Source organism: Pseudomonas sp. ASL8, from assembly GCF_056680355.1.
The window spans coordinates 2,093,661-2,116,774 of record NZ_CM155278.1; the positions used below are offsets into that span (position 1 = coordinate 2,093,661).

The following is a 23,114-nucleotide window of genomic DNA, read 5'->3' on the forward strand; positions in this document are numbered from 1 at the left end:
CCTCGCCGAAAGGTCACGCACACTCGCGCAAAAATACCTGCCAACACAGTTGTGATTCAGGGGGGTGAGGCTGCTCTGCATGGACGATCCCGGAATTCGCAATGTCGCTCTTGCTACAACAACAACACTTTTCCGGGGAACACCGTATGCACGCGTTTAAACAGCATCCATCACGAACGCCAAGCCGTTTGACGATCCTGGCCATCGCCATTACTTCCACACTGGTGGTTGGACAGGTTCAGGCGGATACGATGGGGGCGACCAACAGCATCCCTGTCGACACGCTGGATAACTCAGTCGTGTTCACTAGCATTTATACCGGCTTTGCGAACACAGGCGGCACCATAGGCACGCTGAATAACAGCGGGACCATCACGGGCAGTCTCAGTGGCATTTACAATGACGGCACCGGCACCATTACTTCGCTGAACAACCTTGGCGGCGGCGTCATTAGAAGCAGCATGAGTCATGGGGTTGCCAACGAGGGGCACATCGGCACCCTGAACAACAGTGGGACCATCACGGGCAGTTACACTGGCATTTACAATCTCGGCACCGGCACCGGCACCATCACTTCGTTGAACAACCTTAGCGGCGGCGTCATCAGCGGCAGCACTGCTGGGATTTACAACGACGGCCACATTGGCACACTCAGCAACAGCGGGACCATCACCGGCACAGTCGGCGCGGGCGGAGCTGTCAATATCAGTGGCATTTACAATAGCTCCACAGGCACGATCACTTCGCTGGACAACGCCATCGGCGGCACCATCAGTGGCGACAATGTTGGAATCTACAACGGCGGCAGCATTGGCATACTCAGCAATAGCGGCCACGTCATTGGCGGCAGCACTGGTATTTACAACGGTGGCAGCATTGGCATACTCAGTAACAGCGGCACTATCCATGGCGGTGTCAGCTCTGGCATTTATAACAGAAACACAGGCAGCATCGGCACGCTAAGCAACAGTGGCCTTATTATCGGTAGCTATGCGGGTATTTCGAATCACGGCACCATTACCTCTCTGAGCAACGCGAGCAGCGGCATCATCAGTGGCAGCTATGGCATTTACAACGGTGGCAGCATCGGCGCGCTGAGCAACAGCGGTACTATCCAGGGCGGTGTCAGCTCTGGTATTTACAACAGTGGCAGCATCGGCGCGCTAAGCAACAGCGGCATCATCAGTGGCGCGAGCTATGCCATTTACAATGCTTCAAGCGGTACCCTAGGTACGGTTACCAACTCCGGCACCCTCGCGGGCGCGATCGAGAATGACGCCACGCAAAACCTGACGATCAACGGCGGCACCGGCTCCACCTATGGCCTGCTCACTGGCTACAGTGGTGGTACTGGGGCAAGCGATATCGGCCAGATCACCAACACCCACTCCAACCTGATTTTTGCCGCCGGCAATCAATTGCTCAACGATCATATAGATGTCGGTACGGGTACGGTGTCTAACTCCGGGTCCACCCTGCAAGTTAACAACTCGATCAACATCACCGGCAATTACTCTCAGGCTGCGAATGCCAGTCTAATCCTCGGGGTGGGTAACAACGCAGTCACCAACACGGGTATTGTGAGCTCCACCGACGGCTATGGTCGTTTGCTGGTATCCGGTAGCGCGAACATTGCGGCGGGTTCCTCGATCGGTTTGAAACAGCTGGGCACGTATGGCTTTGCCCAAGGCCAGCGGTATGTTGTGGTTCAGGCCAACACTACCGGTACCAACTATAACGCCAGCAACCTTCATTACACCGCAGCGGGTTATAACGTGACGGGTAGCAGCGTGGTGGATGGCAGCAACACTGACCTGCTGCTGACCCTGGGCAGTGCAATACCGGTCACCACCCCGGTCACGCCGACGACGCCGGACTATGCCCCGATCAATCAGGCGACCAGCACTGGTGGCAACGCGACCCTGGCCGGACTGTTCAATTACAGCGGCTATGATGCCGGCGTGATGAACCTGTTCAACGCCGCTGCCGCGCTTGATTCTTCCGCAGCGGGTAACCGCGCTGGCGCCCAGTTGAGCCCGACCGCGACCCTGTCGGCGGCCACTCAGGCGTCTACTGCTTCCACCGTGCAAGTGCTGAATGTCACCGGCGCGCACATGGATGTTCTGCGCACCTCTCAGATCGGCAGCAGCGGTGTGTCCACTGGCGAAAGCGCCAGCAACACCGGGCTCTGGGGCCAGGGCTTCGGCGGCACCTCTCGCTTGGGTGAGCGCGATGATGTCGCGGGCTACCACGCTCATTACAGCGGCATGCTGCTCGGTGCGGACGCTGCGCTGAACGACAGCTGGCGTGCGGGTGGTGTGTTCAGCTACACCAAAACCACAGTGAACAACGACGGCAATAACTCCGGCAGCTCGGCCGATGTGAAGTCCTACGGTCTGTTCGGCTACGCCAGCTACACCGGCAGCCCTTGGTATGTGGACATGTCGCTCGGTGCGATTCAGCACCAATACGACACCACGCGTGAAGTCAGCTTCCCCGGCTTTACCAGCACCGCCAAAGGCCAACACGATGGCATGCAGTACATCGCCTCGGTATTGGCCGGTTACCCGATCGATCTTGGCTCGAAGATGGCCAACACCGTGCTGACACCGATTGCCGGTTTGACCTACAGCACCCTGCGCCAGGACAGCTACACCGAGAAAGATGGCGGCGGCGCAGCGTTGAGCGTCAACGCCGACAATATCGGTTCGCTGAAGAGCGACCTGGGTGCCAAGCTGGAGCGTTCGTTCGGCACGCCATATGGCAACGTAGTGCCATCGGCGCAATTGACCTGGCGTCATGAGTACCATGACAAAGGCCTGCAGTCGGTTTCCAACTATGCGGCCGATACTTCGGGTGCCACCAGCTTCACCACCACGGGTGCGAAAACCATCGCCGACACCGGCGTATTGGCCCTTGGCGTGACGTTGATGCGCAGCCAGAACCTGAGCGTCGGGGCGAAGTACACCCTTGAAGCGGCCAGCGGTTACGCTGCCAACACCGGCGATGTGCAGGTGCGTTGGGACTTCTAATCCGTTAAATTCGGTTTAGTGGTTAACGCCCATTTTGCTGTCATAGAAAGTGGGCGTTTTAGATTCTGGGCGACGGCGGATACGAATCCGTTACGCCATAGTGCCCACCTCTTTTAGAAGGTCCTGTATGAGCGGTACACCAACGTCTTTCGACGGCCCGCAACTCACGATGTCTGAAGCCGTTACGCTGGCTTATACGCATTGGAACTCGGGTCAGGCACAACAGGCCGAACACCTGTGTCTGCGCATATTGGCCAAATGGCCCCAGCAGGCCGACGCCTTGCATTTACTCGGGCTGATCGCACACGCTTTTGGTCGGCTGGATCTGGCCATCAACTATATGCGCCAGGCTTGCCAGGCACTGGGCGCGCCAGCGACCTATTTCAGCAATCTGGCTGAAATGTGCCGGCAAAGGGGTCTGCTGGTCGAGGCCGAACAGGCTGGCCGACAGGCCGTTGCGCTGGACCCTGCGCTGGTCGATGCCTGGAGCAACCTGGGCATTATTTTGCAGGAAAGCGGCAAACTGGACGCCAGTCTTGAGTGCCTCGAGCGTGTCGTGACCCTGTGTCCCGACGCGGCAAAAGCGCACAACAATCTGGCCAATACGTATCGGCGCCTGGATCGACAGGATCGAGCCGAGTGGCATTACAAACAGGCGTTGACTCTCGACCCTGGTTACGCCGAGGTACACAGCAATTTGTCTTTTTTGCTGAGTTCACAAGGACACTTCGACGATGCAGTGGCTGCCGGGCGACGGGCTATTGAGCTCAATCCACGCCTGGCCGACGCGTACCTGAACATCGCGGAGGCCGAGACCCAGCGCCTGCAACTGGGTGAGGCCTTGCGCTGGTTGAATGCACTGCACGCCTTTGCGCCCGATCACGTGGGTGGCCTTACGGCACGCGCCCTTGTCTTGAGAAAAGCAGAGCGGTTCGACGAGGCGCTGCTATGCGCGCGGCAGGCGCTGGCATTGGCACCCGATGACGCAAGCGTCCATAACGCCATGGGCAATGTGCTACAGGGCCTCGGTTTACACGATGAGGCATTGGGACACTTCGATCAGGCAGCAGCACTGCCTGGTTCTGTTGTCGAAGAAGCGTTGCTCGCACGCGCTGCGCTATTCCTGGAAAGCGGCCGAAAGGAAGAAGCCGCAGAGGCTTTCGAACAGGTTGCGCTGGCGTTTCCAGGATCGATTCGCGCGATGGTTGGCCGTTCTGACAGCAAAAAATTCAAAGCCGACGATCCCGATATTGCCGCGATGGAAGCTGGACTGGCGCGCTCGGAAGGTCTGTTGTTGAGTGACAAGCTCGCCACCCATTTCGCTCTCGGCAAGGCTTACCTCGACACGGGGGATTCGGCGCGCGCCTTCCAGCACCTGGATACGGGGAATCGCCTGAAGCGTGAAACCTTCGCTTTTGATCCCCGTGCTACACAGCAATGGATGCAGCGTATCGCAGAGGTTTTCACCGACGAATTGCACGCTGCGCGTCAAGGGATGGGGGCGGCATCGTCGCTGCCGGTCTTCATTATTGGCATGCCGCGCTCCGGCACCAGTCTGGTTGAGCAGATTTTGGCTTCCCACCCGCAGGTACAGGGTGCTGGAGAACTGTCGTCGCTGCGCCTGGCGGTCGAAAGCATGGGCCCTTTCCCGCAAAGCACGGAAACCTGTTCACCTGACGATCTGGCCCGAATTGGCCGCGAGTACCTTGAACGGATCACGCCGCTGGCCAAGGGGCGCGATCGCCTCGTCGACAAGATGCCCGCCAACTTTCTCTATGCGGGTCTGATTCCGTTGATCCTGTCCGGCGCACGCATCATTCACTGTCGCCGCGACCCGGTCGACACGTGCCTGTCCTGCTACAGCAAGCAGTTCGGCGGAGAGCAACGGTTCACCTACGACCAGACCGAACTCGGGCAATTTCATCTCGACTACCAAGACTTGATGGCGCATTGGCGCGAGCTGTTGCCCGCCGAGTGCTTTATTGAGGTGGACTACGAGTCGGTGGTGGACGACCTTGAAGGTCAGGCGAAGCGGTTGATCGACTTTATCGATTTGCCGTGGGACGACGCGTGTCTGGACTTCCACAAGACCCAGCGCGTGGTACGTACCGCGAGCGTCAATCAGGTGCGGCAACCCATCTACAAAACGTCCAAAGGTCGCTGGCGTGCTCATGCCGAACAGCTCGGCCCATTGCTGGCGGCGCTGGGGATTACCGAAGCATGAAAGACTCAAGTGCGCGGCGGCCGTTCCTTCTGTTGGGAGCGCTCGCGTGTTTGTGCATGATGCTGGGGATGCTCGCTGGCTGCGCCGACCCGAACCTGCATGCCGACGCCATGGCGCAAACCGCGCACTTGCGTCGTGCTCAGGTCACTACCGACAGCTTCGTGCTGACCAGCTTTTACCGGATAACCCGTCCTGACTTGCCATTGACCGTCTACATCGAGGGCGATGGTCTGGCCTGGCGTTCGCGTACCGAGCCATCCGCCGACCCGACACCGCATCAGGCGCTGGGCCTGGCGTTGGCTGCGGCGGACCCTGCGGCCAACGTGGTTTATCTGGCGCGTCCTTGCCAGTTCACGCCGATGGCTGCCAATCCACGCTGTGATAAAAACTACTGGACCAACAAGCGCTTCGCCGATGAAGTCGTCGTTGCCATGAATCAGGCGGTGACCCACTACGCCGATCAAGTCCCTGGGCAGCGCATCCATCTGGTTGGGTATTCGGGCGGTGGCGCACTGGCAGTGTTGATTGCGGCAAGGCGTAACGATGTTGCATCAGTGCGTACTGTGGCCGGCAACCTTGATCATGCCGAGGTCAATCGCCTGCACCATGTGTCGCCAATGCCGGGATCGCTCAATGCCATCGATGTTGCCCCTCAAGTAGCAAGCATCGCGCAGATCCACTTCAGTGGCGGCGATGACGCGGTCGTGCCGCCTTTGATTGCGCAACGTTTCGTCGCTGCCACTGGCGGCCGATGTGCACAAACTCATGTCGTGCCGGGCATGAATCATGAAAGCGACTGGGCTGGCCGCTGGCCGGATCTGCTCAAGATCCCACCTTTATGCTCCACAGGATTCTGACGATGAATAATAACCTGACCGCCGTACCGCACTCGCTGACTGCGTCGGATCGCAATGCGCATTATGGCCATAGCGGCGCGGTATTGTGGCTGACCGGGCTCTCCGCCTCGGGTAAATCCTCTTTGTCCATGGCGCTGGAGTTCGCCCTGACGGAGATGGGGTATTCCTGCTATGTGCTCGACGGTGACAACGTGCGCAGAGGCCTGAATGCCAATCTCGGTTTCAGTGCGCGAGACAGAACCGAGAACATACGGCGAGTGGGGGAGGCGGCGGCCTTGTTTGCCGACGCGGGCTTGATTTGCATCACCGCGTTTATTTCCCCTTACCGCGAGGACCGTGCGCGTGCACGTGATTCGATCGGGCAGGTGTTTCACGAAATTCATATCGCAGCCGACCTCGCGACGTGCGAGGCACGAGACCCTAAAGGTCTGTACAGGAAAGCGCATGCTGGCGAGCTGCTTGAATTCACCGGTGTCAGCGCGCCGTATGAAGCGCCGGAGGATCCTGAGCTGACCCTCGACACGGGTAATGAATCGATCGCAGCGAGTCTGGAGAAGCTGGTTAACTACGTGACAAGCCATATCCCCCTCAGTAAACCGTTACGGAGCTGATACTCCGCCGCTAAACCTACAGGCCCTTTCGAGTCAGTTGGCCCAAGGTTTCCAGTTGTTGTTTATCCAGATCGGAGACGATGATGAAACGCATGTGGTTCTGGCGCCAGGACACGATGTTATAGCCGCGTTTTGATTGGCTTTGCAGTCCACTGTCTGCTTGTGTCGTGGGTACAACAAACGTGTTGATGATGTGTTTGTCATGGCGATAGGAGAGTGCGGCTGCGGTCTGATGCTGCAGATAGTCCAGGCGTCCGCCAAGGAGAGGGAAACCCTGGGCGGAGAAGTCATACACAGGGGGTGAAAAATCAAGTTTGCCAGTAAACCAGGGTTTGACAGTGTGTTTGTCGGAGGAAGCGATATCCATTAAATGCTCGCCCATGAGTGAGCGTACATGGCTTGAGACGGCTTCATCCGTCCAGATGTCGTCACTGGACGGGGTTTCTGCGTAGAGGAATAGTGCTGCCGCAAATACTGCGGCTGACAGAACGGGGGCGCCCCAGTTGCATAGCATCTTCCAGGTACTTGTCTTGGAAGCGGGCGGCGATTGAAGGCTGGAACGTATGCTTTCGGTAAGCGATACGGGCGCTCTGTAGTAGGGGGCGTGTGCCTTTACGGCACGTGCCAGTCGTTTCATTTCTTCGAGTCGCTGCGTGCATTCGGAACAGTTTCCCAAATGCTCGGCAAGCTGTTCCTGCACGGGCGTTTCCAGCTCGTTGTCCAGATAGCCGTGCATCAGCGTGTGGCACAGACCACAGTTCATCTCATTCATGACGGTACAACTTCAGAAATTCAGTTTTGAGCATGGCTCTCGCCCGTGCCAACCGCGACATGACCGTGCCCAGTGGTACGTCAGTCACCTTCGCAATGTCCTTGTAAGGCATGTCTTCCAATGCCTTTAAAACGATCACCTCACGGAACACCGGTGGCAGGGCTTTGAGTGCCTGCTGAAGGAGTGCGGCATCTTCCGTACGTATGGCGTCAATCTCCGGCGTCAGCGCATGACTAAGCGCCATATCATCTTCCGATATGCCTTCACCTATCGCGACCCATCGGTGGCCTGCCGAGGCCTTGAGCCAGTTATAGCTTTCATTGCGGACAATGGTCAGCAGCCACGCCTTGGCATTCCCGCCCTCAAAACGATGGAGGAATTTAAACGCCTTTAAAGCGCTTTCCTGCACAACATCATGTGCAGCACTTTCGTTGGCGGTGAGCCACCGCGCGAGGTTGTAAGCCGCGTCCATGTGCGGCGCTAACAGCTCATCAAAACGCTTCATATCGGCTGTGTGGCTCAGTCTCATCTCGTTATCAACTCTCATTCGGCCGGTTTTATTCCCTCATGCCGCAATATTTTTGATCGTGGAATAAAAATGCCCCTTCGCTAGTTATAGACCCTGACAGCCTGTTCACTGCAAACCACACCTTGAGGAGTCTTTATGAAAACGGGTCCGAACACACCTGAAGACGTGACCGATGAACGCCGCGGTCTTAGCCGAAGAGAACTCTTGAAATGCTCGGCGTGGGCGGGCGCGGGGGTGCTATGGGTGATGAGCGGTGGCATTCCGCGTGCATTTGCACTGGATGATGCCGGGGCGGTATTGAAAGGAGATGTACTGGCCAGCGACTTTCACTTTGTGCAGATAAGCGACACGCATATCGGTTTCAACAAAGAAGCGAACCCCGAACCGCTCAAAACATTGCAACTGGCAATCGACAAGGTCATCGCCCTGCCGAAAAAGCCCTCACTTATTTTGCACACCGGTGACATTACCCATCTCTCTAAAGAGGAAGAGTTCGACACCGCCGATCAGGTGCTGAGGCGCCTGCCGTCGACTGTGCACTACGTACCGGGCGAGCACGACACGCTTGATGAGGGCGGTGGCAAAGCGTATCTGGCTCGATATGGTAAAGGCACAAAAGGCAACGGGTGGTACAGCTTCGATGACCATGGCGTACATTTCATTGGTCTGGTAAATGTCTTTGATTTTCAGCCAGGTCGTGAAGCGACGCTCGGTGCTGACCAGTTGCAATGGTTGGCAGATGATTTACGCGCGGTAGCAACCAGCACGCCCGTCGTTGTATTCACCCATATCCCGCTGTGGACTATCTATCAGCCTTGGGGGTGGGGAACCGAGGACGGTGATCAGGCCATCGCAATGCTTCGTAAGTATGGCTCGGTGACGGTCCTCAATGGTCACATTCATCAAGTCATTCAGAAGGTCGAGGGAAACATCACCTTCCACACTGCGCGCGCTACGTCTTATCCCCAACCGGCTCCTGGCACTGCGCCTGCCCCCGGTCCCATGACTGTGCCTGCCGATCAGTTGCGCAATTATCTGGGGATCACCGACGTCAAGGCGACACAAGGCGATCACCCTTTGGCATTGATCAACTCAACGCTTATTTAATGAACCTATCCCTATGAAAAAATATGCGCAGATGCTTGCTCTGAGCGGCTTGTTGGCCTCGGCCTCAACGTGGGCGCAAGACATACAAATCAACATAAAAGAGTTCATGTACTCGCCGAAAGAGCTAACAGTGGCGGTTGGCACAAAAGTGACCTGGGTGAATGATGACCAGGTGCCCCACACGGTCGTTGAAGTGAATAAGGTGTTCCGGTCAGGGGCATTGGATACCAATGACTCTTTTTCCTACACGTTCTTGATACCCGGCACATTTGAGTATTTCTGCATCTTGCACCCGCAAATGATCGGGAGCGTCAGGGTGACTCAATAAAAAGTTGTATGGGTGGGTGGGGGCTAAATGGCAAGGCCGTCACTGTGAACCCTCGGAAACGCAGAAAGCCGCGCAATGCGCGGCTTTCTTGCAAAGCGAATCAGCGGCTGAAGATCACCGCGAAGCGCTTACTTTTGTTGCGATAAAAACTCGATCAAATCACCGCGTTCCTTGGCATCCGGCAGGCCCTTGAACTTCATTTTGTCTTCGGGCACTACGGCTTTTGGATTGGCGATGTAAGCGTCGAGCTTGTCTGCAGCCCACTTCAGGTTCGCGGCCTTCATGGCGTCGGAATAGTCGAAGCCCGGCACGCTGGCCGATGGGCGACCGAGTACGCCGACCAGGCTGGGGCCTTTCTTGTTTTTCAACGGCTTGGCCAGGCTGTGACAGTCCGAGCAGTTGGCGTCGAACGAGTCAGCTCCGGCAGTCGCGTCGGCGGCGCTCGCAGGCGATGCAAACTGCGTCAGCGCCATGCATGTAAGCGCGGTCAAGACCAGTTTCTGAAGGGGTGCTGCTCTACGTGTTTGCATTTGAACCTCTCCGGCACGCATTAAAAGGCAGTCCATATCATCAGCATCAAGGTGTCGTTATCTGATGCATCGCGGCCATTGCCGTCGTAGTTAGTACTTGAACCGTTGTAGCGGCTATACATCGTGTATTGCGCGCCCAACCGTACGTTGGCCAGCGGCGCACCCCACGAATTTTCTTTGCCGAACGGTGACCAGTCGGCCTGAAGTATGTAGCCGCTGGTGTCCGTAAGGCCTGTGCGACTGCCGTCCAGAGGGTTCGATGTGAAGGCGGTGGTGTCTTCCTTGGAACCGAAGTTGTTGAAGTAGCCCAAGGTGACGCCGTAGGTATTGTCGAAGTAGTACGAGCCATTCAGGTTAAGCGCGTTGGTCGTGTTGTCGCTACGACCAACATCCCCGGCAGCGAGCGAAGCATCCAGGGTCTTTTTCTCATGGATCAAGCTGCTGTTGAGAGTGAAGACATGACGGCGAGTGCCCAGAAACTGGTAGCTCGCATCGACGCCGATATCCCGGTATTTATCCGTCGCTCCGGACGTTGAACCAGGGTGTATGTCGGCGTTCATGCCGAACAGCCCGGCGCTGAAATTCTGCCGGTTAAATGAGTTGGTGTAGGCCACGCGCCAGTAGGGCGACAAACCACTTATCTGGCTCACGTCGGCGCTGGTTTGCGCCACGTTGGTCTTTTTCAGCATCCAAAGAGACTGGCTGCGGTAAGCGCCCAGCTCAACGTAAATGTTGTCGTCCCAGAAGGCGTAGCCCGTCAGGCCCATCACTTGGTGCTCCAGCCCTCCAGCAATAAGCGGCGAACCACTTGGGGCAGGCGCCAGCTCCGCTGTCATGTAGGGAAAGCCCCAGGCAGGCGTGGTGTTCCAAGGGTCCTGGACCGTCGGATTGTTGTTCAGCGACAGACCGAGAACGGTGTCTTTGCCTGCCAACGTGGTGGTCGTGGCATAACGCAGATCGACGTTATCAAGTGCGGTTTTGCGGTCAATGTCGGAGTAAGTGGCTTGAGCGAGGCCGCCAAAATGTTCGGACACACCGCCAGCGGCAAACACTGAGGCTTCCTGGAGCGACAAGTTGTCGTTCTTACCATCGTAAGGGCCGGCATTGTCCGGAAGCTTTTTGCTCGTGTGCTCGACGGTACCGACCAGCATGGCCGACAGCAGGGATTCTGGACCACCTGCGTCGGAGCCGCCTTTTTCGGTATAGCCCCCGATCTTGAATTTCTGGCCGTACGGCGTGAGCTGCGGACCAAAGGCGCCAATATGGCAGGCCGTGCAGGCCTGACCGGTCTGACGGGCAAAGCTTGGCAAGGCATTGGCTTGGTACGGCAGGCTCAGGCAAAGCGCCAAAGCTGCCCAGCTACCCATGCGACTGCGTTTGATGCGCCGGTGAATCGAGGTGAGGGGATGATTATTGTCCGTGTACTGCATGACGTTTCCTTGCTGGATCAGTGCGATTTTTTAAGTGTTGTTGCTGTTCCGGTACGTGTCCGAGCCCCATGTCGATAGCCTTGTTCAGCCCTTGTTTATGGGCGCAAGCGTTCTCAATAGGCGTACAGGAAGCATGGAGCGCAGGACGTCATCCTTACGCCAGAAGTGATGCCAAAGGGCTGCACCGACATGCGCACCGATCAGTGCGATAAATAGCCATGCCAGGGTTTCGTGCACATCACCGAGTTGGTCAGCCAGATCACGGTTTTTTGCGATCAGCTCTGGCAAGTTCACTAGTCCGAAGAGGCTGACGGCTTTACCCGCCGCATTACTGAACAACCATCCGGTGACAGGCAGTGCCAACAAGAACAGATAGAGCACCGTGTGCGCGGCCTGCGAAAGAAGACGAATGCCTTTCGGCAAACTGGCAGAGACATGCTCAGATGAAATGCGAAAGCGAGCGATCAGACGTGCCACAACAAGCAGCAAAATAACGACGCCGAAGGAGCGGTGAAGGTTGAGCAGAAGAAGGCGTACTTCACTGGCCTCGACAACATCACGCAGCAGCACTGCGCAAACGGCGAAGATAATGATCCCGAAGGTTGTCCAGTGCAGAGCAATAGTCAGGTTGTGGTGCCTGGGGAAACGGATTTTCATGCTCATGCCTCGCGCGGCTAATGGTGAAAGCGACGCGAACTTGGCAGCTGAAGCTTAAGGGGATATTAAGATGTATCCAAACGTAACAAGCCCGTGCTTGAGCCGTTTGGTGGCGACCGATCTGGCGGCCATGAGTGAGCGTCAGCTTCTTGCGCTGTCCTTAGCTGCCTAACTAGTTACGGAATGTGTCATTTGTTGCTGTGCAGTACTTGTACAAGCTTTGGTTTGTGTATAGCTTTGCTGGCAGGTGGTTCAGACAAAAAATATAGGCGCCCTCCTGGTTGTTCGCAGAGCGAGTTTTGCGAGCACGTGAGGAAGTAATGTTTTCACCTCTAACTGTTTATTCGTACAACTGGGTGCAAGTTGATTTCAATATAAGCAGGCTTGAGCATCTAAATGATATGACGACCTTTCCAGGCTTGGCCTTGTCATTCCACCTTCACCTCCACCTCAACGTGCACGAAGGATTAAAGTTTTGAAGTTCAACATTGCACGCTTGATGCTCGGTAGCGCGACCGTACTCATCCTTGTAGCGCTGGGTCTCTCATTGTGGACGTCCTACCAAGTCAACCGGTTAGACGATTTGGGCAACCAACTGGAGAACCTCAGCGAGGCTCAGGAAGGCGCGCAAGAACTGCGCTATCACACGGCGCAGGTACAGCAGTTTTATACCGACGCCAGTTTGACCGGCGACCGAGAAGCCGCCAGCGAAGGCCACCAGCATTTCCAGCAGGCTCTCGAAAAACTGATTGAACTGAAGCGTCTGGTTCCGGAACTGAGTCGTGAACTGGAGGCTACGCGTGAGCCGATGGAGCGGCTCGATAGCGTCGGCGAACAAATGTTTCAGGCGTACAGCGTCTCAGGCAAAGTCGCTGGCGATAAAGTAATGGAAGCGTTTGACCGGCATTCGGATGAGGTTATCCGCAGCTTTGCGGCTCTTCACGGCCCCTTGGCTGAAAACTACAGAGCCAACCTCGCTATAACCGACACGGTGCGCGAATCTCTTAAAGTTAATAATTTGCTGGCCTGGGCGCTGGTGTTGGTGTTCATGCTCGGCACGCTATGGTTGATCAGTCGTCGAGTGCTGCCGCCGCTAAATCACTTGTCTCATTCATTGCAGGATTTGAGTGCGGGAACAGGCGATCTTAGCCATACCTTACGCCAGGACAATGACGACGAAATCGGTGAAGTAGTCGCTGATTTCAATAAGTTTGTGGCTGGGCTGCGTCTGCAAATATCGACCGTGGCCGAAGTCGGTAACACCTTGGGCGACTCGTCCAGTCAGTTGGTCAATGACGCACAGGCTGCCGAGCAAAGCGCTGAAGTACTGCGCGTTGAAATTGAACAGGTGGCCACGGCTGTCAATCAGATGGCTGCAACGGTTCAAGGGGTCGCCTCCAATGCCAAAGCCAGCTCCACACAAACCGGCGATGCGGATCGCCAGGCGCAGGTGGCACTGGGCGCAATCAACCAGACAATCGCTGATATCCACACGTTGGCCGATGAAGTGCGCGGGGCCGCCGAAGTCATTCAAGCCCTGGAAACACACTCGCGATCCATCGGTGGCGTTCTGGAGGTTATCCGCACTATTGCCGAGCAGACCAACCTACTGGCACTCAACGCTGCCATTGAAGCGGCACGTGCGGGCGAGCAAGGTCGAGGTTTTGCTGTGGTCGCCGATGAGGTGCGGACGCTGGCCAGTCGAACGCAGGCTTCAACTCAGGAAATTCAAGGCATGATAGAGCGCCTGCAAAATACGTCCAGGCAGGCAGTGAAGGTCATGGAAGACAGTTGTGGACATGCCGAAAGAGGTGTCGCGCAGGTTGAATCAGCGGGTCAGGCTTTAATCAGCATCAGCACGCTGGTGGCATCCGTTTCGGAGATGAGTTCGCAGATCGCCGAGGCCGCACGTGAACAATCGACAGTCAGCGACGAAATCAACCAACGCATCAGTAATGTGGCCGACGTGGCGGTGCGGACTGTCAAACTGTCTGAAAGTACGCTGGCCCGTGGTAAGGCGGCAGGTGAAGATGCCAAACGGCTAGGAAAAGTTGTGAGTCAGTTTAAACTTTGATGGAATGTCTTTGACACAATATTCACATAAGCAATGTCACGGTGGTATTACTGTGAAAGTGCGTTACCTGACAATAATAAGGCGCTCATTATGACGTTAAGAAATATCAAGCTGAATACAAGAGCCCTCCTCAGTTTTGGCATCATCTGTCTCCTCCTGATAGGGCTTGGCGGAACAGAACTCTATAAAATGAGCGCCATTAATACGTCAGTGGTTGATCTTCAAACCAATTGGTTACCCAGTGTGCGTCAAGCCTCGAAGATCGAAGCCGCTGGCCTGCTTTATCGCCTCGATGCACGGCGTTTCGTGATGGATGACGACCGGCAAAGTGCCGCTTCACGAGAAAAGCTGAACACGTTGAAGGCAACGTTGACAGAGCTTTCCGAGGCGTATGCACCGCTTGTTTCCAGTCCCGAAGAAGGGGATAAATATAAACAAGTCAGCCGTAATGTCGCAGCGTATGAAGCCAAAATTGACGAACTCATGGAGCTCAGTAAAACAAAGCCTGTTGCAGAGCTCACGGTGTTTATTCGCGACGTCACCAGCCCCTCGGCAAAAGCGTTGCAAGCCTCGGTTCAGGAGTTGATCCGCCTGAATGAAGAGGGCGCTCAGCTGTCGGGTCAGAGTGCGCGTGACAGTTTTGAAAGTGGATTGACCCTGACGATTATATTTGTCGTGGTCGCGGTTATTATTACGATCCTGGTGGCGACTGCGTTTACCCGCAGTATTACCGTGCCTGTTCTGGCGCTGCTGGGGGCAACGAAGCAAATCGCTGCAGGGGACCTGCGAGCCGCAGTGGACGTCACGGGTTCAGATGAACTGACTGACCTTCAAACGGCGACGGCGGCGATGCTTCTAAGTCTTAAAACGACGATCCAGCATATCTCGGATTCCTCCAGCCAACTGGCCTCCGCCGCAGAAGAAATGAGCGCGATCACGAAGGAGTCCACCGCCGGCATCCAGCAACAAAGCATGGAAACCGAGCAGGCGGCGACTGCCGTTAATGAAATGACAGCCGCAGTGGAGGAGGTCGCGCGCAACGCCGTTTCGGCATCGCATTCGACGCAGGCGTCCGAGCGCTCGGCTCAAACCGGTCAGGAAAGAGTTCGTCAGACCATTGGCTCGATTGAAAAGCTCAATTCGAGTGTCGATCAGACGAGTACTGAAGTGGAAGATCTGGCCCGGCAGGCTCAGGACATCGCCAAGGTACTTGATGTCATTCGCTCAATCGCAGAGCAAACCAACCTGCTGGCATTGAATGCCGCCATCGAGGCTGCGCGTGCCGGCGAGCAAGGTCGTGGATTTGCTGTCGTCGCCGATGAAGTCAGGGCGCTTGCGCACCGTACTCAAACGTCTACCCACGAGATCGAGCAAATGATCCAGGTCATACAGGCCGGGTCGTATAAAGCGGTGCAATCGATGAAGCAAAGCAGTGGAGACGCGACTGCCACGCTTTCGATTGCCCATGAAGCCGGGGTCGCCATCTCGGAAATAGCTGCGGCCATTTCCGCGATTAATGAACGGAACCTGCTGATCGCGACCGCCTCGGAAGAACAGGCACACGTGGCGCGATCGGTTGATCAGAACCTTATAAGTATTCGCAATCTCTCCATCCAGAGCTCATCGGCGGCCAGCCAGACATCTGTGGCCAGTGGCGAGCTCTCCAGGCTTGCGGTAGACCTGAACAGGCTGGTGTCGAGATTTTCTGTTTAAACAGATGGTCGGGGGACTTTTCGGGGATCGTTTTAACTAGAACTCCGTAGAGCAGTAATGCCCACGCGTCATTACAAGCCGGTGTTCATCGTGCTTAAACGTATTGCAGTGACCGAGCTTTGCCTCGGGATGTACATTCATAAATTCTGCGGCTCATGGGTCGACCACTCTTTCTGGAAGCCCAGCTTTCTGCTCAAAAGTGAAAGCGAACTGCAGCGGATTCTCGCATCCAATCTCTCCGAACTGTGGATTGATACGGATAAGGGGGGCGACACAGGCGCGGCTCAAGCGGGCGAAGTATCAGAGGAGCGCGATACCGCTACTCAAATACCTGAGCAGGTAGAAGAGGGCCTTACGCCGCCTCGAGTATCCCTGAAGGAAGAAATATCACAGGCATTGAAGCTGTGCTCTCGCTCCAAGGCAGCCGTTGTCGAGATGTTCAGTGATTTGCGCATGGGCCGCGCGGTCGAGCTGGAGGGCATCGGCGGACTGGTCGAGGACATATCCAACTCGTTACTGCGCAATTCCCATGCGCTGATCAGCGTGGCGCGCTTGAAGCAGTCCGACGAATACACGTACATGCATTCGGTCGCTGTCTGTGGGTTGATGATCGCATTAGCCCGCCAACTGGGCTTTTCGGCTGAGCAGGTCAAGGAAGCCGGGATGGCGGGTTTGCTGCATGACGTAGGCAAGTTGGCCATCCCCATTGCCATCCTCAATAAGCCAGGCAAGCTCAGTGATACCGAGTTCGATACTATGCGCGGCCACCCCGAAGCGGGTGCGGAGATGTTGCTGGGGAGCCGACACTTCAGTGCTCGGATACTGGATGTGTGCCTTCACCATCACGAAAAGTACGATGGCAGTGGCTACCCGCATCGGCTTGCGGGTGAGCAGATCAGCCTGTTCGCCCGGATGGGAGCTGTTTGCGATGTCTATGACGCGATAACGTCTGATCGCCCCTATAAAAAAGGCTGGTGCCCTGCGGACTCAATTCGAAAAATGGCCGAATGGGAGGGCCATTTCGACAAGAAAATATTCCAGGCATTTGTTAAATGTATCGGCATCTATCCGGTCGGCACCTTGGTTCGCCTGGAAAGCGGACGCATCGGCGTGGTCATTGAGCAGCACGACAAGTCGCTGCTGACACCGAAAGTGAAGGTATTCTTTTCGGCTCGATCCAGAGTGCCAATTGAGCAAACCATAGTGGATCTGGCCAAGCGGGCAGGGGAGGACAGAATTATCAGTCGCGAGAGAGTTGAAGATTGGGGCTTCAAAGGCATCGACGAACTGTGGTCAGGCCTGGAGGCCAGCAAGACCTCACATTTCGACCCCAAATAGAAAGGCCTGTAATGAGGCTTGGCAAGGATCAATCCTGGGCCAAGGCCCATATGCCGAGAAACACGAAAGCCGCGCAATGCGCGGCTTTTTGTATGGTGGGCCCAGTAGGACTCGAACCTACGACCAAGGGATTATGAGTCCCCTGCTCTAACCAACTGAGCTATAGGCCCTCAGTAGGTCGCGGATTATAACGATGGTTTCCCTGCTGTGCTATCCGAAAAGTCCGAAACGTTCATAAGAAGAAACCTCGCACAGAATTCTTCGGCGCGCAGGGGCAGGCTGACGATGAAGCCCTGGATTTGTTCGCAGCCTTCTTGTGCAAGGAATTCCTGCTGCTCCAGGGTTTCTACGCCTTCGGCGATGACAGTCAGTTGCATGCTGCGTCCCAGGGCGATGATGGCGCGGACGATGGCTGCGTCGTGAGTGTCGTCGGGTAGGCCGCGGACGAAGGATTGGTCGATCTTCAGGATGTCCAGTGGCAGGCGTTTGAGGTAGCTGAGGGATGAGTAGCCAGTGCCAAAGTCGTCGATGGCGAGTTGGACGCCGAGCTTTTTCAGTTTGTGCAGCACGGCGAGTGCGTCTTCGGCCTGGCTCATGATGAAGTTTTCGGTGATTTCCAGTTGCAGGCAGCCGGGTTCGAGATCGGATTCTTTGAGCAGTTGTTCGATCCGTTGCAGCAGGTTGGGTTGGCGCAGTTGCATGCCGGCCAGGTTGACCGAGAGCGGTCCGAACGGTTTGTAGTTCTTGTTCCATTCACACATCTGGCGACAGGCGCTTTCCAGCACCCAGTCGCCGATCTGCAGGATCATGCCGTTTTCTTCAGCCAGGGGTATGAAGTGTTCCGGGGGCACGTCGCCGAGTGTCGGGTGACGCCAGCGAATCAGGGCTTCAGCCCCCACCAGCCGTTTTGACAGCAGGCACAGTTTCGGCTGATAGCAAAGACTCAGCTCGTTGCGCTCCATGGCGCGCCTTAGCTCATGTTCCAGCGCAATTCGTTCGCTGGCCTGTGCGGTGAGGTCGCGGGTATAACTTTCGACCCGGTTGCGCCCTTTGGCTTTGGAGCGGTACATCGCGGCGTCGGCGTTTTTGACCAGTGTGGCGACATCGCCGCCGTCGGCCGGGAAGAGGCTGGTGCCAATGCTCGCGCTGATGAAAAACTCGTGTTCGCCTGCCTGGAACGGCGCGCCGAAGCACGCCAGCAGTTTGTTCGCGACCGTTTCGGCGTCGCCGGGATGTAGCAGGCCGGGCAGCAGGATGATGAACTCGTCGCCACCCAGGCGTGCGACGGTGTCCACGTCGCGCAGTTGCTCTTTGAGGCGCAACGCGATGCCTTTGAGCAGTAGATCACCCACCGGGTGGCCGAGGCTGTCGTTGATGTGCTTGAAGCGGTCCAGGTCGAGAAAAAGCACTGCGCCCTGGCCACAGACTTCCTCGCTATGACTGAGCGCTGCTTGCAGGCGACTCTCGAACAACGTGCGGTTGGGAAGACCGGTCAGCGGGTCGTGGTGAGCCTGATAGTCGAGACGTGCCTGTGCATGTTTGAGGCTGGAAATATCGGCGAACACCGCGACGAAATGGGTGATGACCTGCTCGGGGTTACGCACTGCGCTGATCGTCAGCCAGCTTGGATAAAGCTCGCCGTTCTTGCGCCGATTGCTGATTTCACCCTGCCAATGCCCTTCGTCCGTCAACTGGTACCACATGGCGGCGTAGAAGGCGCTGTCATGCTGGCCTGACGCGAGCAGACGTGGGGTCTGGCCGAGGGCTTCCTCTTCGCTGTAGCCGGTGATTTCAGTGAACGCGCGGTTTACGGCGCTGATGTTCTGTTGGGTATCGGTGATCAATACGCCCTCGGCCGTGCTCTCGAATACGGTAGCGGCGAGTTGCAGTTTCTCCTGCATTTGATGGCGGTCAGTGATGTCGCGGGCGATGGTCAGCATGCAGTCTTCACCGCCGATTGGCAGCGGCCTCGCGGACATTTCACACAGCCTTATCTGACCATCCCTGCGCCGAATGTGGGTGCTGAAGTCACGAACAAAACCATCGCGCTTGAGCTGCTCGATCATTTTGGCGCGCTCGTTCAGATCGACCCAAATCCCCAGATCGAGGGTCGAGCGATCCAAAGAGAGTGCGCTGTTGTAGCCAGTGATTCGGCTGAAGCCTTCATTGACTTCAATCAGCAGGCCATCGCTTTCGCGTGTGATGAGCAAGCCATCGGGGGAGGAGTGGAAGGCCTTGGCGAATTTCTCCTCGGATATTTGCAGTTGTTGTTGCGCTTCTTTGAGTGGGCTGATGTCACGCACGACGACCACGAGGGCCGGCGTCGAGTCGAGGTCGAATGGCTCGGCGGATATCAGGCCGGTGAACAGACGTCCGTCCAGGCGGCGAAAGGGCATTTCCAGGTTGCGGATGCTGCCGCCCTGCAAGCGCATCAGCAGGCTTGGACCGATGCCGGGCACGCCCCAGATATCAAGCTGGGTTGCGGTTTTACCGATGACCTCCCTGGCAGCGATCCCGACTTGCTCTTCAAACGCTTTGTTGGCCTCAAGCAGGCAGCCGTCGGACCGGCGGGCGATCACCAGGATGTCCGGGCATTGCCTGAACACTGAGGCGAACTTCTCTTCAGAGAGGCGCAGAGCGTTCTCGGTTTGTTTGGTTTCGCTGATGTCGATCATCAGACCGCGCATCACCGGTTCGTGGCCATGTTCGATCAGGCTGACAATATCCCGTACCCAGAGGGTTTTGCCTTCGGCGCTGATGACGCGATAGTCGAGGCTGTGGTCCCTGCCTAAACAGGTCTCCTGATTGCAAAACCGCTCCGCTTCCTCGATGTCTGCCGGGTGCACGATGCTCCGCCAGAACCCCGGTTTACGCCAATCGGCCAATGGATAACCGAGCAGATCTTCCGCGTGGGGGGAGACATAGCTGTAGGTGTAATCGCTCATGCTCGCTTCCCAGGCGATGGCCGATAGGCTTTCGACCAACCCGCGATAGTGGTATTCGCTACTGCGTAGCTCTTGTTCCAGATCCACTCGCCGCGATATTTCCGAGCTCAGTCTGCGATTGATGCGAATGACCACGATGAGCACGGTGGACAGCAGCAACAGCCCGGGAAGCCCGTAGCGCAGGAAGTTCTGCCAGAACCTGGGGTGATCAAGCACGCTGCCCACCCAGCGCTCCTGAATGCTGCTGATTTCCGCTGGGCTCAGGTCGGCCAGCGCTTTATCCAGGATGCCGGCCAACAAGGGTTGATCGTGCGGAACGGCCATTGCCAGTTGATAGCGATACGGTGTCTCACCGCTTACGTAGATGCCCCCAAGCTTGAGTTGACGCATGCTCCAGACGCTGGACGCCAGATCGCTCACGACGGCATCTACCTGGTCCGCGGCCAAGGCCTGAAGGGCGGAGCTGACGTTGGGCAGCGCGACCAGGTTTAGATCGGGGTGATGGGTGCGCAGGAGTTCGTGAGGTGCATAGTTATCCACGACGGCAACTTTAAGGCCGTAAAGCTCTTGCAGGTTGTGCGGGTGTACGCTGCCTTCATGGGCAAGAATAACAATCGGGAAATCCAGGTAAGGGCGGGTAAACGATAGATAGTTCTGGCGCTCCGGTGTGGACATTATTCCTGGCAGTAAATCTATTTCACCTCGTTTGGCTTCGTTTAAAACCTCACTCCATCCGACCGGTTCGATCGGCTGCAATGAGACGGCGAGCCGCTGCTCGATAAGTGCAACGTAGTCCGCCGCAAGCCCTTGATAACGCCCATTTTCATCGCGAAATTCAAAAGGCGGCCATGTGGCGTCAACGCCCAGGCGAAGTTCTTTGTGTGAACTAAGCCAGGTATGTTCCTCATCAGAAAGGGTCAGGGCGTTCGCCGTTACTGTCGCGCCGATCATGTAAAAGAAAATAATGGCCGGCAGTCGTGGCATGGCAGCCTCAATTAGGCAAAAGGATGTAATCCGAGTGTAGTCGGGCGCCGGAGGAGGTGGGCAAACTTAATTCTGCACAATGCAAAACCCCCAGCAAGGCCGGGGGTTTTGTTGTATCGGGTCTACGTATTACTCGTCGAGGAACGAACGTAGATGTTCGCTTCTCGTCGGGTGACGCAACTTGCGTAGCGCCTTGGCTTCGATCTGACGAATCCGCTCACGGGTTACGTCAAACTGCTTACCGACCTCTTCAAGCGTGTGGTCGGTGTTCATGTCGATGCCGAAGCGCATGCGCAGAACCTTGGCTTCGCGAGCGGTCAAGCCCGAGAGCACTTCGCGCGTCGCTTCCTTGAGGCTTTCGACCGTGGCGACATCGATTGGCGACTGCATAGTCGAGTCTTCGATGAAGTCACCCAGGTGCGAATCTTCGTCGTCACCGATCGGGGTTTCCATGGAGATCGGCTCTTTAGCGATCTTCAATACCTTGCGGATTTTGTCCTCAGGCATTTCCATGCGTTCGCCCAGCTCTTCCGGGGTCGGTTCGCGACCCATTTCCTGCAGCATCTGCCGGGAAATACGGTTGAGCTTGTTGATCGTCTCGATCATGTGCACCGGAATACGAATGGTGCGTGCCTGGTCGGCAATCGAGCGGGTAATCGCTTGACGGATCCACCAGGTGGCATAAGTCGAGAACTTGTAACCACGACGGTATTCGAACTTGTCCACCGCTTTCATCAAGCCGATGTTGCCTTCCTGAATCAGATCGAGGAACTGCAGGCCACGGTTGGTGTACTTCTTGGCGATGGAGATCACCAGACGCAAGTTAGCTTCAACCATCTCTTTCTTCGCGCGGCGGGCTTTAGCCTCACCGATCGACATGCGACGGTTGATGTCCTTGATCTCGGAAATCTTTAAACCTGTTTCGGTTTCGAGTGCGATCAGCTTTTGCTGGCAACGCTGGATATCCGGTTGCAGGCGACCAATGGCTTCAGCATATTTGCCTTTGCCTTTAGCCAGCCCATCGGTCCAGCTCTCGTCGATTTCATTGCCCGGGAACAGGCGAAGGAAGTCGGCGCGTGGCATACGTGCATCACGTACACACAGCTGCATGATGGCGCGTTCCTGAGCGCGCAAGCGATCAAGTGCACTGCGAACTCGCTCGACCAGGCCTTCAAACTGTTTAGGAACCAGTTTGATCGGCATGAACAGCAGTGCCAGTGCAACCAGCTCGGCGGTTGCCTGCTTGCTGCCACGGCCGTGCTTCTTCAATGCCTTGCGGGCAATTTCCATTTGATCGGAAACTGCACCGAAGCGCTGCTGAGCAATGATCGGATCCGGACCGCTTTCGACTTCTTCTTCGTCGTCGGTTGCGGTTTCGTCCTTCTCTTCCTCGTCGTCGTCACCTTCAGCAGCTTTCGCTGTTTTCGGGTCGACAGGCGGCGGCACTTCGGCTGGCGGCGCAATGCCGTCATCCGGGTCGATGTAACCGCTCAGAACATCGGAAAGACGCCCACCTTCGGTCGTGACTCGTGTGTATTCGGAGAGAATATGGTCAACCGTGCCAGGGAAGTGCGCGATTGCGCCCATCACTTCACGGATGCCCTCTTCGATACGTTTGGCGATTTCAATTTCGCCTTCACGGGTCAGAAGCTCAACGGTACCCATTTCGCGCATGTACATGCGCACTGGGTCAGTCGTGCGACCGATGTCGGTCTCGACCGCTGCCAACGCTGCGGCCGCTTCTTCAGCGGCTGCCTCGTCGGTATCGGCGTCGGCCAACATAAGGGCGTCCGCATCCGGCGCGCTCTCGTGTACGGGAATCCCCATGTCATTAATCATGCGGATGATGTCTTCCACCTGTTCCGGATCTGAAATATCCTCCGGCAGGTGGTCGTTGACCTCTGCGTAAGTCAGATACTTCTGCTCACGACCCAGGGTGATCAACTCTTTGATACGAGACTGCTGTTGCGCTTTTCCGGACAT

Annotated in this window: 16 protein-coding genes, 1 tRNA gene and 1 pseudogene; 10 read left to right on the forward strand and 8 right to left on the reverse strand. The window is 56.5% G+C overall.

The window, feature by feature from the left end; translation table 11 throughout:
• Positions 1 to 101: 101 nt before the first annotated feature.
• The 4 genes from AC1MEA_RS09435 to cysC all read left to right on the forward strand — a co-directional run bounded on the left by AC1MEA_RS09435 (position 102) and on the right by cysC (position 6,724).
• On the forward strand, positions 102 to 3,032 hold the full coding sequence (locus AC1MEA_RS09435) for an autotransporter outer membrane beta-barrel domain-containing protein (RefSeq protein WP_480917547.1): 2,931 nt from the start codon (positions 102 to 104) through the stop codon (positions 3,030 to 3,032).
• Between the two features lie 127 nt (positions 3,033 to 3,159).
• Positions 3,160 to 5,256 carry a tetratricopeptide repeat-containing sulfotransferase family protein gene (locus AC1MEA_RS09440; protein ID WP_480917549.1) on the forward strand — a complete coding sequence of 699 codons (2,097 nt, stop codon included), beginning with the start codon at positions 3,160 to 3,162 and terminating at the stop codon, positions 5,254 to 5,256.
• Positions 5,253 to 6,113, forward strand: coding sequence for an alpha/beta hydrolase family protein (locus AC1MEA_RS09445; RefSeq protein WP_480917550.1), 861 nt, complete (start codon positions 5,253 to 5,255; stop codon positions 6,111 to 6,113). The genes AC1MEA_RS09440 and AC1MEA_RS09445 overlap by 4 nt, the downstream gene beginning before the upstream one ends.
• 2 nt (positions 6,114 to 6,115) lie before the next feature.
• On the forward strand, positions 6,116 to 6,724 hold the full coding sequence (gene cysC / locus AC1MEA_RS09450; RefSeq protein WP_480917552.1) for an adenylyl-sulfate kinase: 609 nt from the start codon (positions 6,116 to 6,118) through the stop codon (positions 6,722 to 6,724).
• A 16-nt stretch (positions 6,725 to 6,740) separates the two neighbouring features.
• On the opposite strand, the gene AC1MEA_RS09455 is transcribed toward cysC, so the two are convergent.
• The gene (locus AC1MEA_RS09455; RefSeq protein ID WP_480917554.1) at positions 6,741 to 7,496 is read right to left on the reverse strand and encodes an anti-sigma factor family protein; all 756 of its coding nucleotides are present in this window, start codon (positions 7,494 to 7,496) and stop codon (positions 6,741 to 6,743) included.
• Positions 7,489 to 8,001, reverse strand: coding sequence for a sigma-70 family RNA polymerase sigma factor (locus AC1MEA_RS09460; RefSeq protein WP_480917555.1), 513 nt, complete (start codon positions 7,999 to 8,001; stop codon positions 7,489 to 7,491). The genes AC1MEA_RS09455 and AC1MEA_RS09460 overlap by 8 nt, the downstream gene beginning before the upstream one ends.
• Before the next feature lie 159 nt (positions 8,002 to 8,160).
• Between AC1MEA_RS09460 and AC1MEA_RS09465 the strand changes: the two genes are divergently transcribed.
• Positions 8,161 to 9,132: a metallophosphoesterase family protein gene (locus AC1MEA_RS09465; protein ID WP_480917556.1), complete on the forward strand. Its 972-nt coding sequence runs from the start codon at positions 8,161 to 8,163 to the stop codon at positions 9,130 to 9,132.
• A gap of 13 nt (positions 9,133 to 9,145) precedes the next feature.
• Positions 9,146 to 9,460, forward strand: coding sequence for a cupredoxin domain-containing protein (locus AC1MEA_RS09470; RefSeq protein WP_449633905.1), 315 nt, complete (start codon positions 9,146 to 9,148; stop codon positions 9,458 to 9,460).
• 128 nt (positions 9,461 to 9,588) lie between these two features.
• Here AC1MEA_RS09470 and AC1MEA_RS09475 read toward each other — a convergent pair whose 3' ends face one another.
• The 3 genes from AC1MEA_RS09475 to AC1MEA_RS09485 form a co-directional block, all read right to left on the reverse strand.
• Positions 9,589 to 9,990 (reverse strand): c-type cytochrome, encoded by a 402-nt coding sequence (locus AC1MEA_RS09475; protein WP_480917558.1) that lies wholly within the window; start codon positions 9,988 to 9,990, stop codon positions 9,589 to 9,591.
• A 20-nt stretch (positions 9,991 to 10,010) separates the two neighbouring features.
• Positions 10,011 to 11,420, reverse strand: a complete 1,410-nt coding sequence (locus AC1MEA_RS09480; RefSeq protein WP_480917560.1) for a hypothetical protein — start codon at positions 11,418 to 11,420, stop codon at positions 10,011 to 10,013.
• Between the two features lie 84 nt (positions 11,421 to 11,504).
• Positions 11,505 to 12,077 carry a cytochrome b gene (locus tag AC1MEA_RS09485; RefSeq protein ID WP_449633908.1) on the reverse strand — a complete coding sequence of 191 codons (573 nt, stop codon included), beginning with the start codon at positions 12,075 to 12,077 and terminating at the stop codon, positions 11,505 to 11,507.
• 1,048 nt (positions 12,078 to 13,125) lie between these two features.
• On the opposite strand from AC1MEA_RS09485, the pseudogene AC1MEA_RS09490 reads away from it, so the two are divergent.
• The 4 genes and pseudogenes from AC1MEA_RS09490 to AC1MEA_RS09505 form a co-directional block, all read left to right on the forward strand.
• Positions 13,126 to 13,245, forward strand: a pseudogene (locus tag AC1MEA_RS09490) (hypothetical protein); the annotation flags it as partial.
• A gap of 201 nt (positions 13,246 to 13,446) precedes the next feature.
• The gene (locus AC1MEA_RS09495; RefSeq protein WP_480918120.1) at positions 13,447 to 14,151 is read left to right on the forward strand and encodes a methyl-accepting chemotaxis protein; all 705 of its coding nucleotides are present in this window, start codon (positions 13,447 to 13,449) and stop codon (positions 14,149 to 14,151) included.
• Positions 14,152 to 14,241: 90 nt separating this feature from the next.
• Complete coding sequence (locus tag AC1MEA_RS09500; RefSeq protein ID WP_480917562.1) at positions 14,242 to 15,864, forward strand: methyl-accepting chemotaxis protein; 1,623 nt, start codon at positions 14,242 to 14,244, stop codon at positions 15,862 to 15,864.
• 90 nt (positions 15,865 to 15,954) lie between these two features.
• Positions 15,955 to 17,202, forward strand: a complete 1,248-nt coding sequence (locus AC1MEA_RS09505) for a cyclic di-GMP phosphodiesterase (protein WP_449633939.1) — start codon at positions 15,955 to 15,957, stop codon at positions 17,200 to 17,202.
• A 93-nt stretch (positions 17,203 to 17,295) separates the two neighbouring features.
• On the opposite strand, the gene AC1MEA_RS09510 is transcribed toward AC1MEA_RS09505, so the two are convergent.
• From AC1MEA_RS09510 to rpoD, 3 genes are all read right to left on the reverse strand, one after another.
• Positions 17,296 to 17,372 (reverse strand) — tRNA-Ile (locus tag AC1MEA_RS09510).
• A gap of 15 nt (positions 17,373 to 17,387) precedes the next feature.
• Positions 17,388 to 21,131, reverse strand: a complete 3,744-nt coding sequence (locus AC1MEA_RS09515) for a bifunctional diguanylate cyclase/phosphodiesterase (protein ID WP_480917564.1) — start codon at positions 21,129 to 21,131, stop codon at positions 17,388 to 17,390.
• 129 nt (positions 21,132 to 21,260) lie between these two features.
• On the reverse strand, positions 21,261 to 23,114 hold the full coding sequence (gene rpoD, locus AC1MEA_RS09520) for an RNA polymerase sigma factor RpoD (RefSeq protein ID WP_219064379.1): 1,854 nt from the start codon (positions 23,112 to 23,114) through the stop codon (positions 21,261 to 21,263).

Bases quoted from the DNA above. Each gene is read 5' to 3' on its own strand.
- AC1MEA_RS09435 (WP_480917547.1), top strand. From the start codon at position 102: ATGTCGCTCTTGCTACAACAACAACACTTTTCCGGGGAACACCGTATG.
- AC1MEA_RS09485 (WP_449633908.1), bottom strand. From the start codon at position 12,077: ATGAAAATCCGTTTCCCCAGGCACCACAACCTGACTATTGCTCTGCAC.
- AC1MEA_RS09440 (WP_480917549.1), top strand. From the start codon at position 3,160: ATGAGCGGTACACCAACGTCTTTCGACGGCCCGCAACTCACGATGTCT.
- AC1MEA_RS09475 (WP_480917558.1), bottom strand. From the start codon at position 9,990: ATGCAAACACGTAGAGCAGCACCCCTTCAGAAACTGGTCTTGACCGCG.
- AC1MEA_RS09480 (WP_480917560.1), bottom strand. From the start codon at position 11,420: ATGCAGTACACGGACAATAATCATCCCCTCACCTCGATTCACCGGCGC.
- AC1MEA_RS09455 (WP_480917554.1), bottom strand. From the start codon at position 7,496: ATGAATGAGATGAACTGTGGTCTGTGCCACACGCTGATGCACGGCTAT.
- rpoD (WP_219064379.1), bottom strand. From the start codon at position 23,114: ATGTCCGGAAAAGCGCAACAGCAGTCTCGTATCAAAGAGTTGATCACC.
- AC1MEA_RS09495 (WP_480918120.1), top strand. From the start codon at position 13,447: ATGGCTGCAACGGTTCAAGGGGTCGCCTCCAATGCCAAAGCCAGCTCC.
- AC1MEA_RS09465 (WP_480917556.1), top strand. From the start codon at position 8,161: ATGAAAACGGGTCCGAACACACCTGAAGACGTGACCGATGAACGCCGC.
- cysC (WP_480917552.1), top strand. From the start codon at position 6,116: ATGAATAATAACCTGACCGCCGTACCGCACTCGCTGACTGCGTCGGAT.
- AC1MEA_RS09515 (WP_480917564.1), bottom strand. From the start codon at position 21,131: ATGCCACGACTGCCGGCCATTATTTTCTTTTACATGATCGGCGCGACA.
- AC1MEA_RS09445 (WP_480917550.1), top strand. From the start codon at position 5,253: ATGAAAGACTCAAGTGCGCGGCGGCCGTTCCTTCTGTTGGGAGCGCTC.
- AC1MEA_RS09470 (WP_449633905.1), top strand. From the start codon at position 9,146: ATGAAAAAATATGCGCAGATGCTTGCTCTGAGCGGCTTGTTGGCCTCG.
- AC1MEA_RS09500 (WP_480917562.1), top strand. From the start codon at position 14,242: ATGACGTTAAGAAATATCAAGCTGAATACAAGAGCCCTCCTCAGTTTT.
- AC1MEA_RS09460 (WP_480917555.1), bottom strand. From the start codon at position 8,001: ATGAAGCGTTTTGATGAGCTGTTAGCGCCGCACATGGACGCGGCTTAC.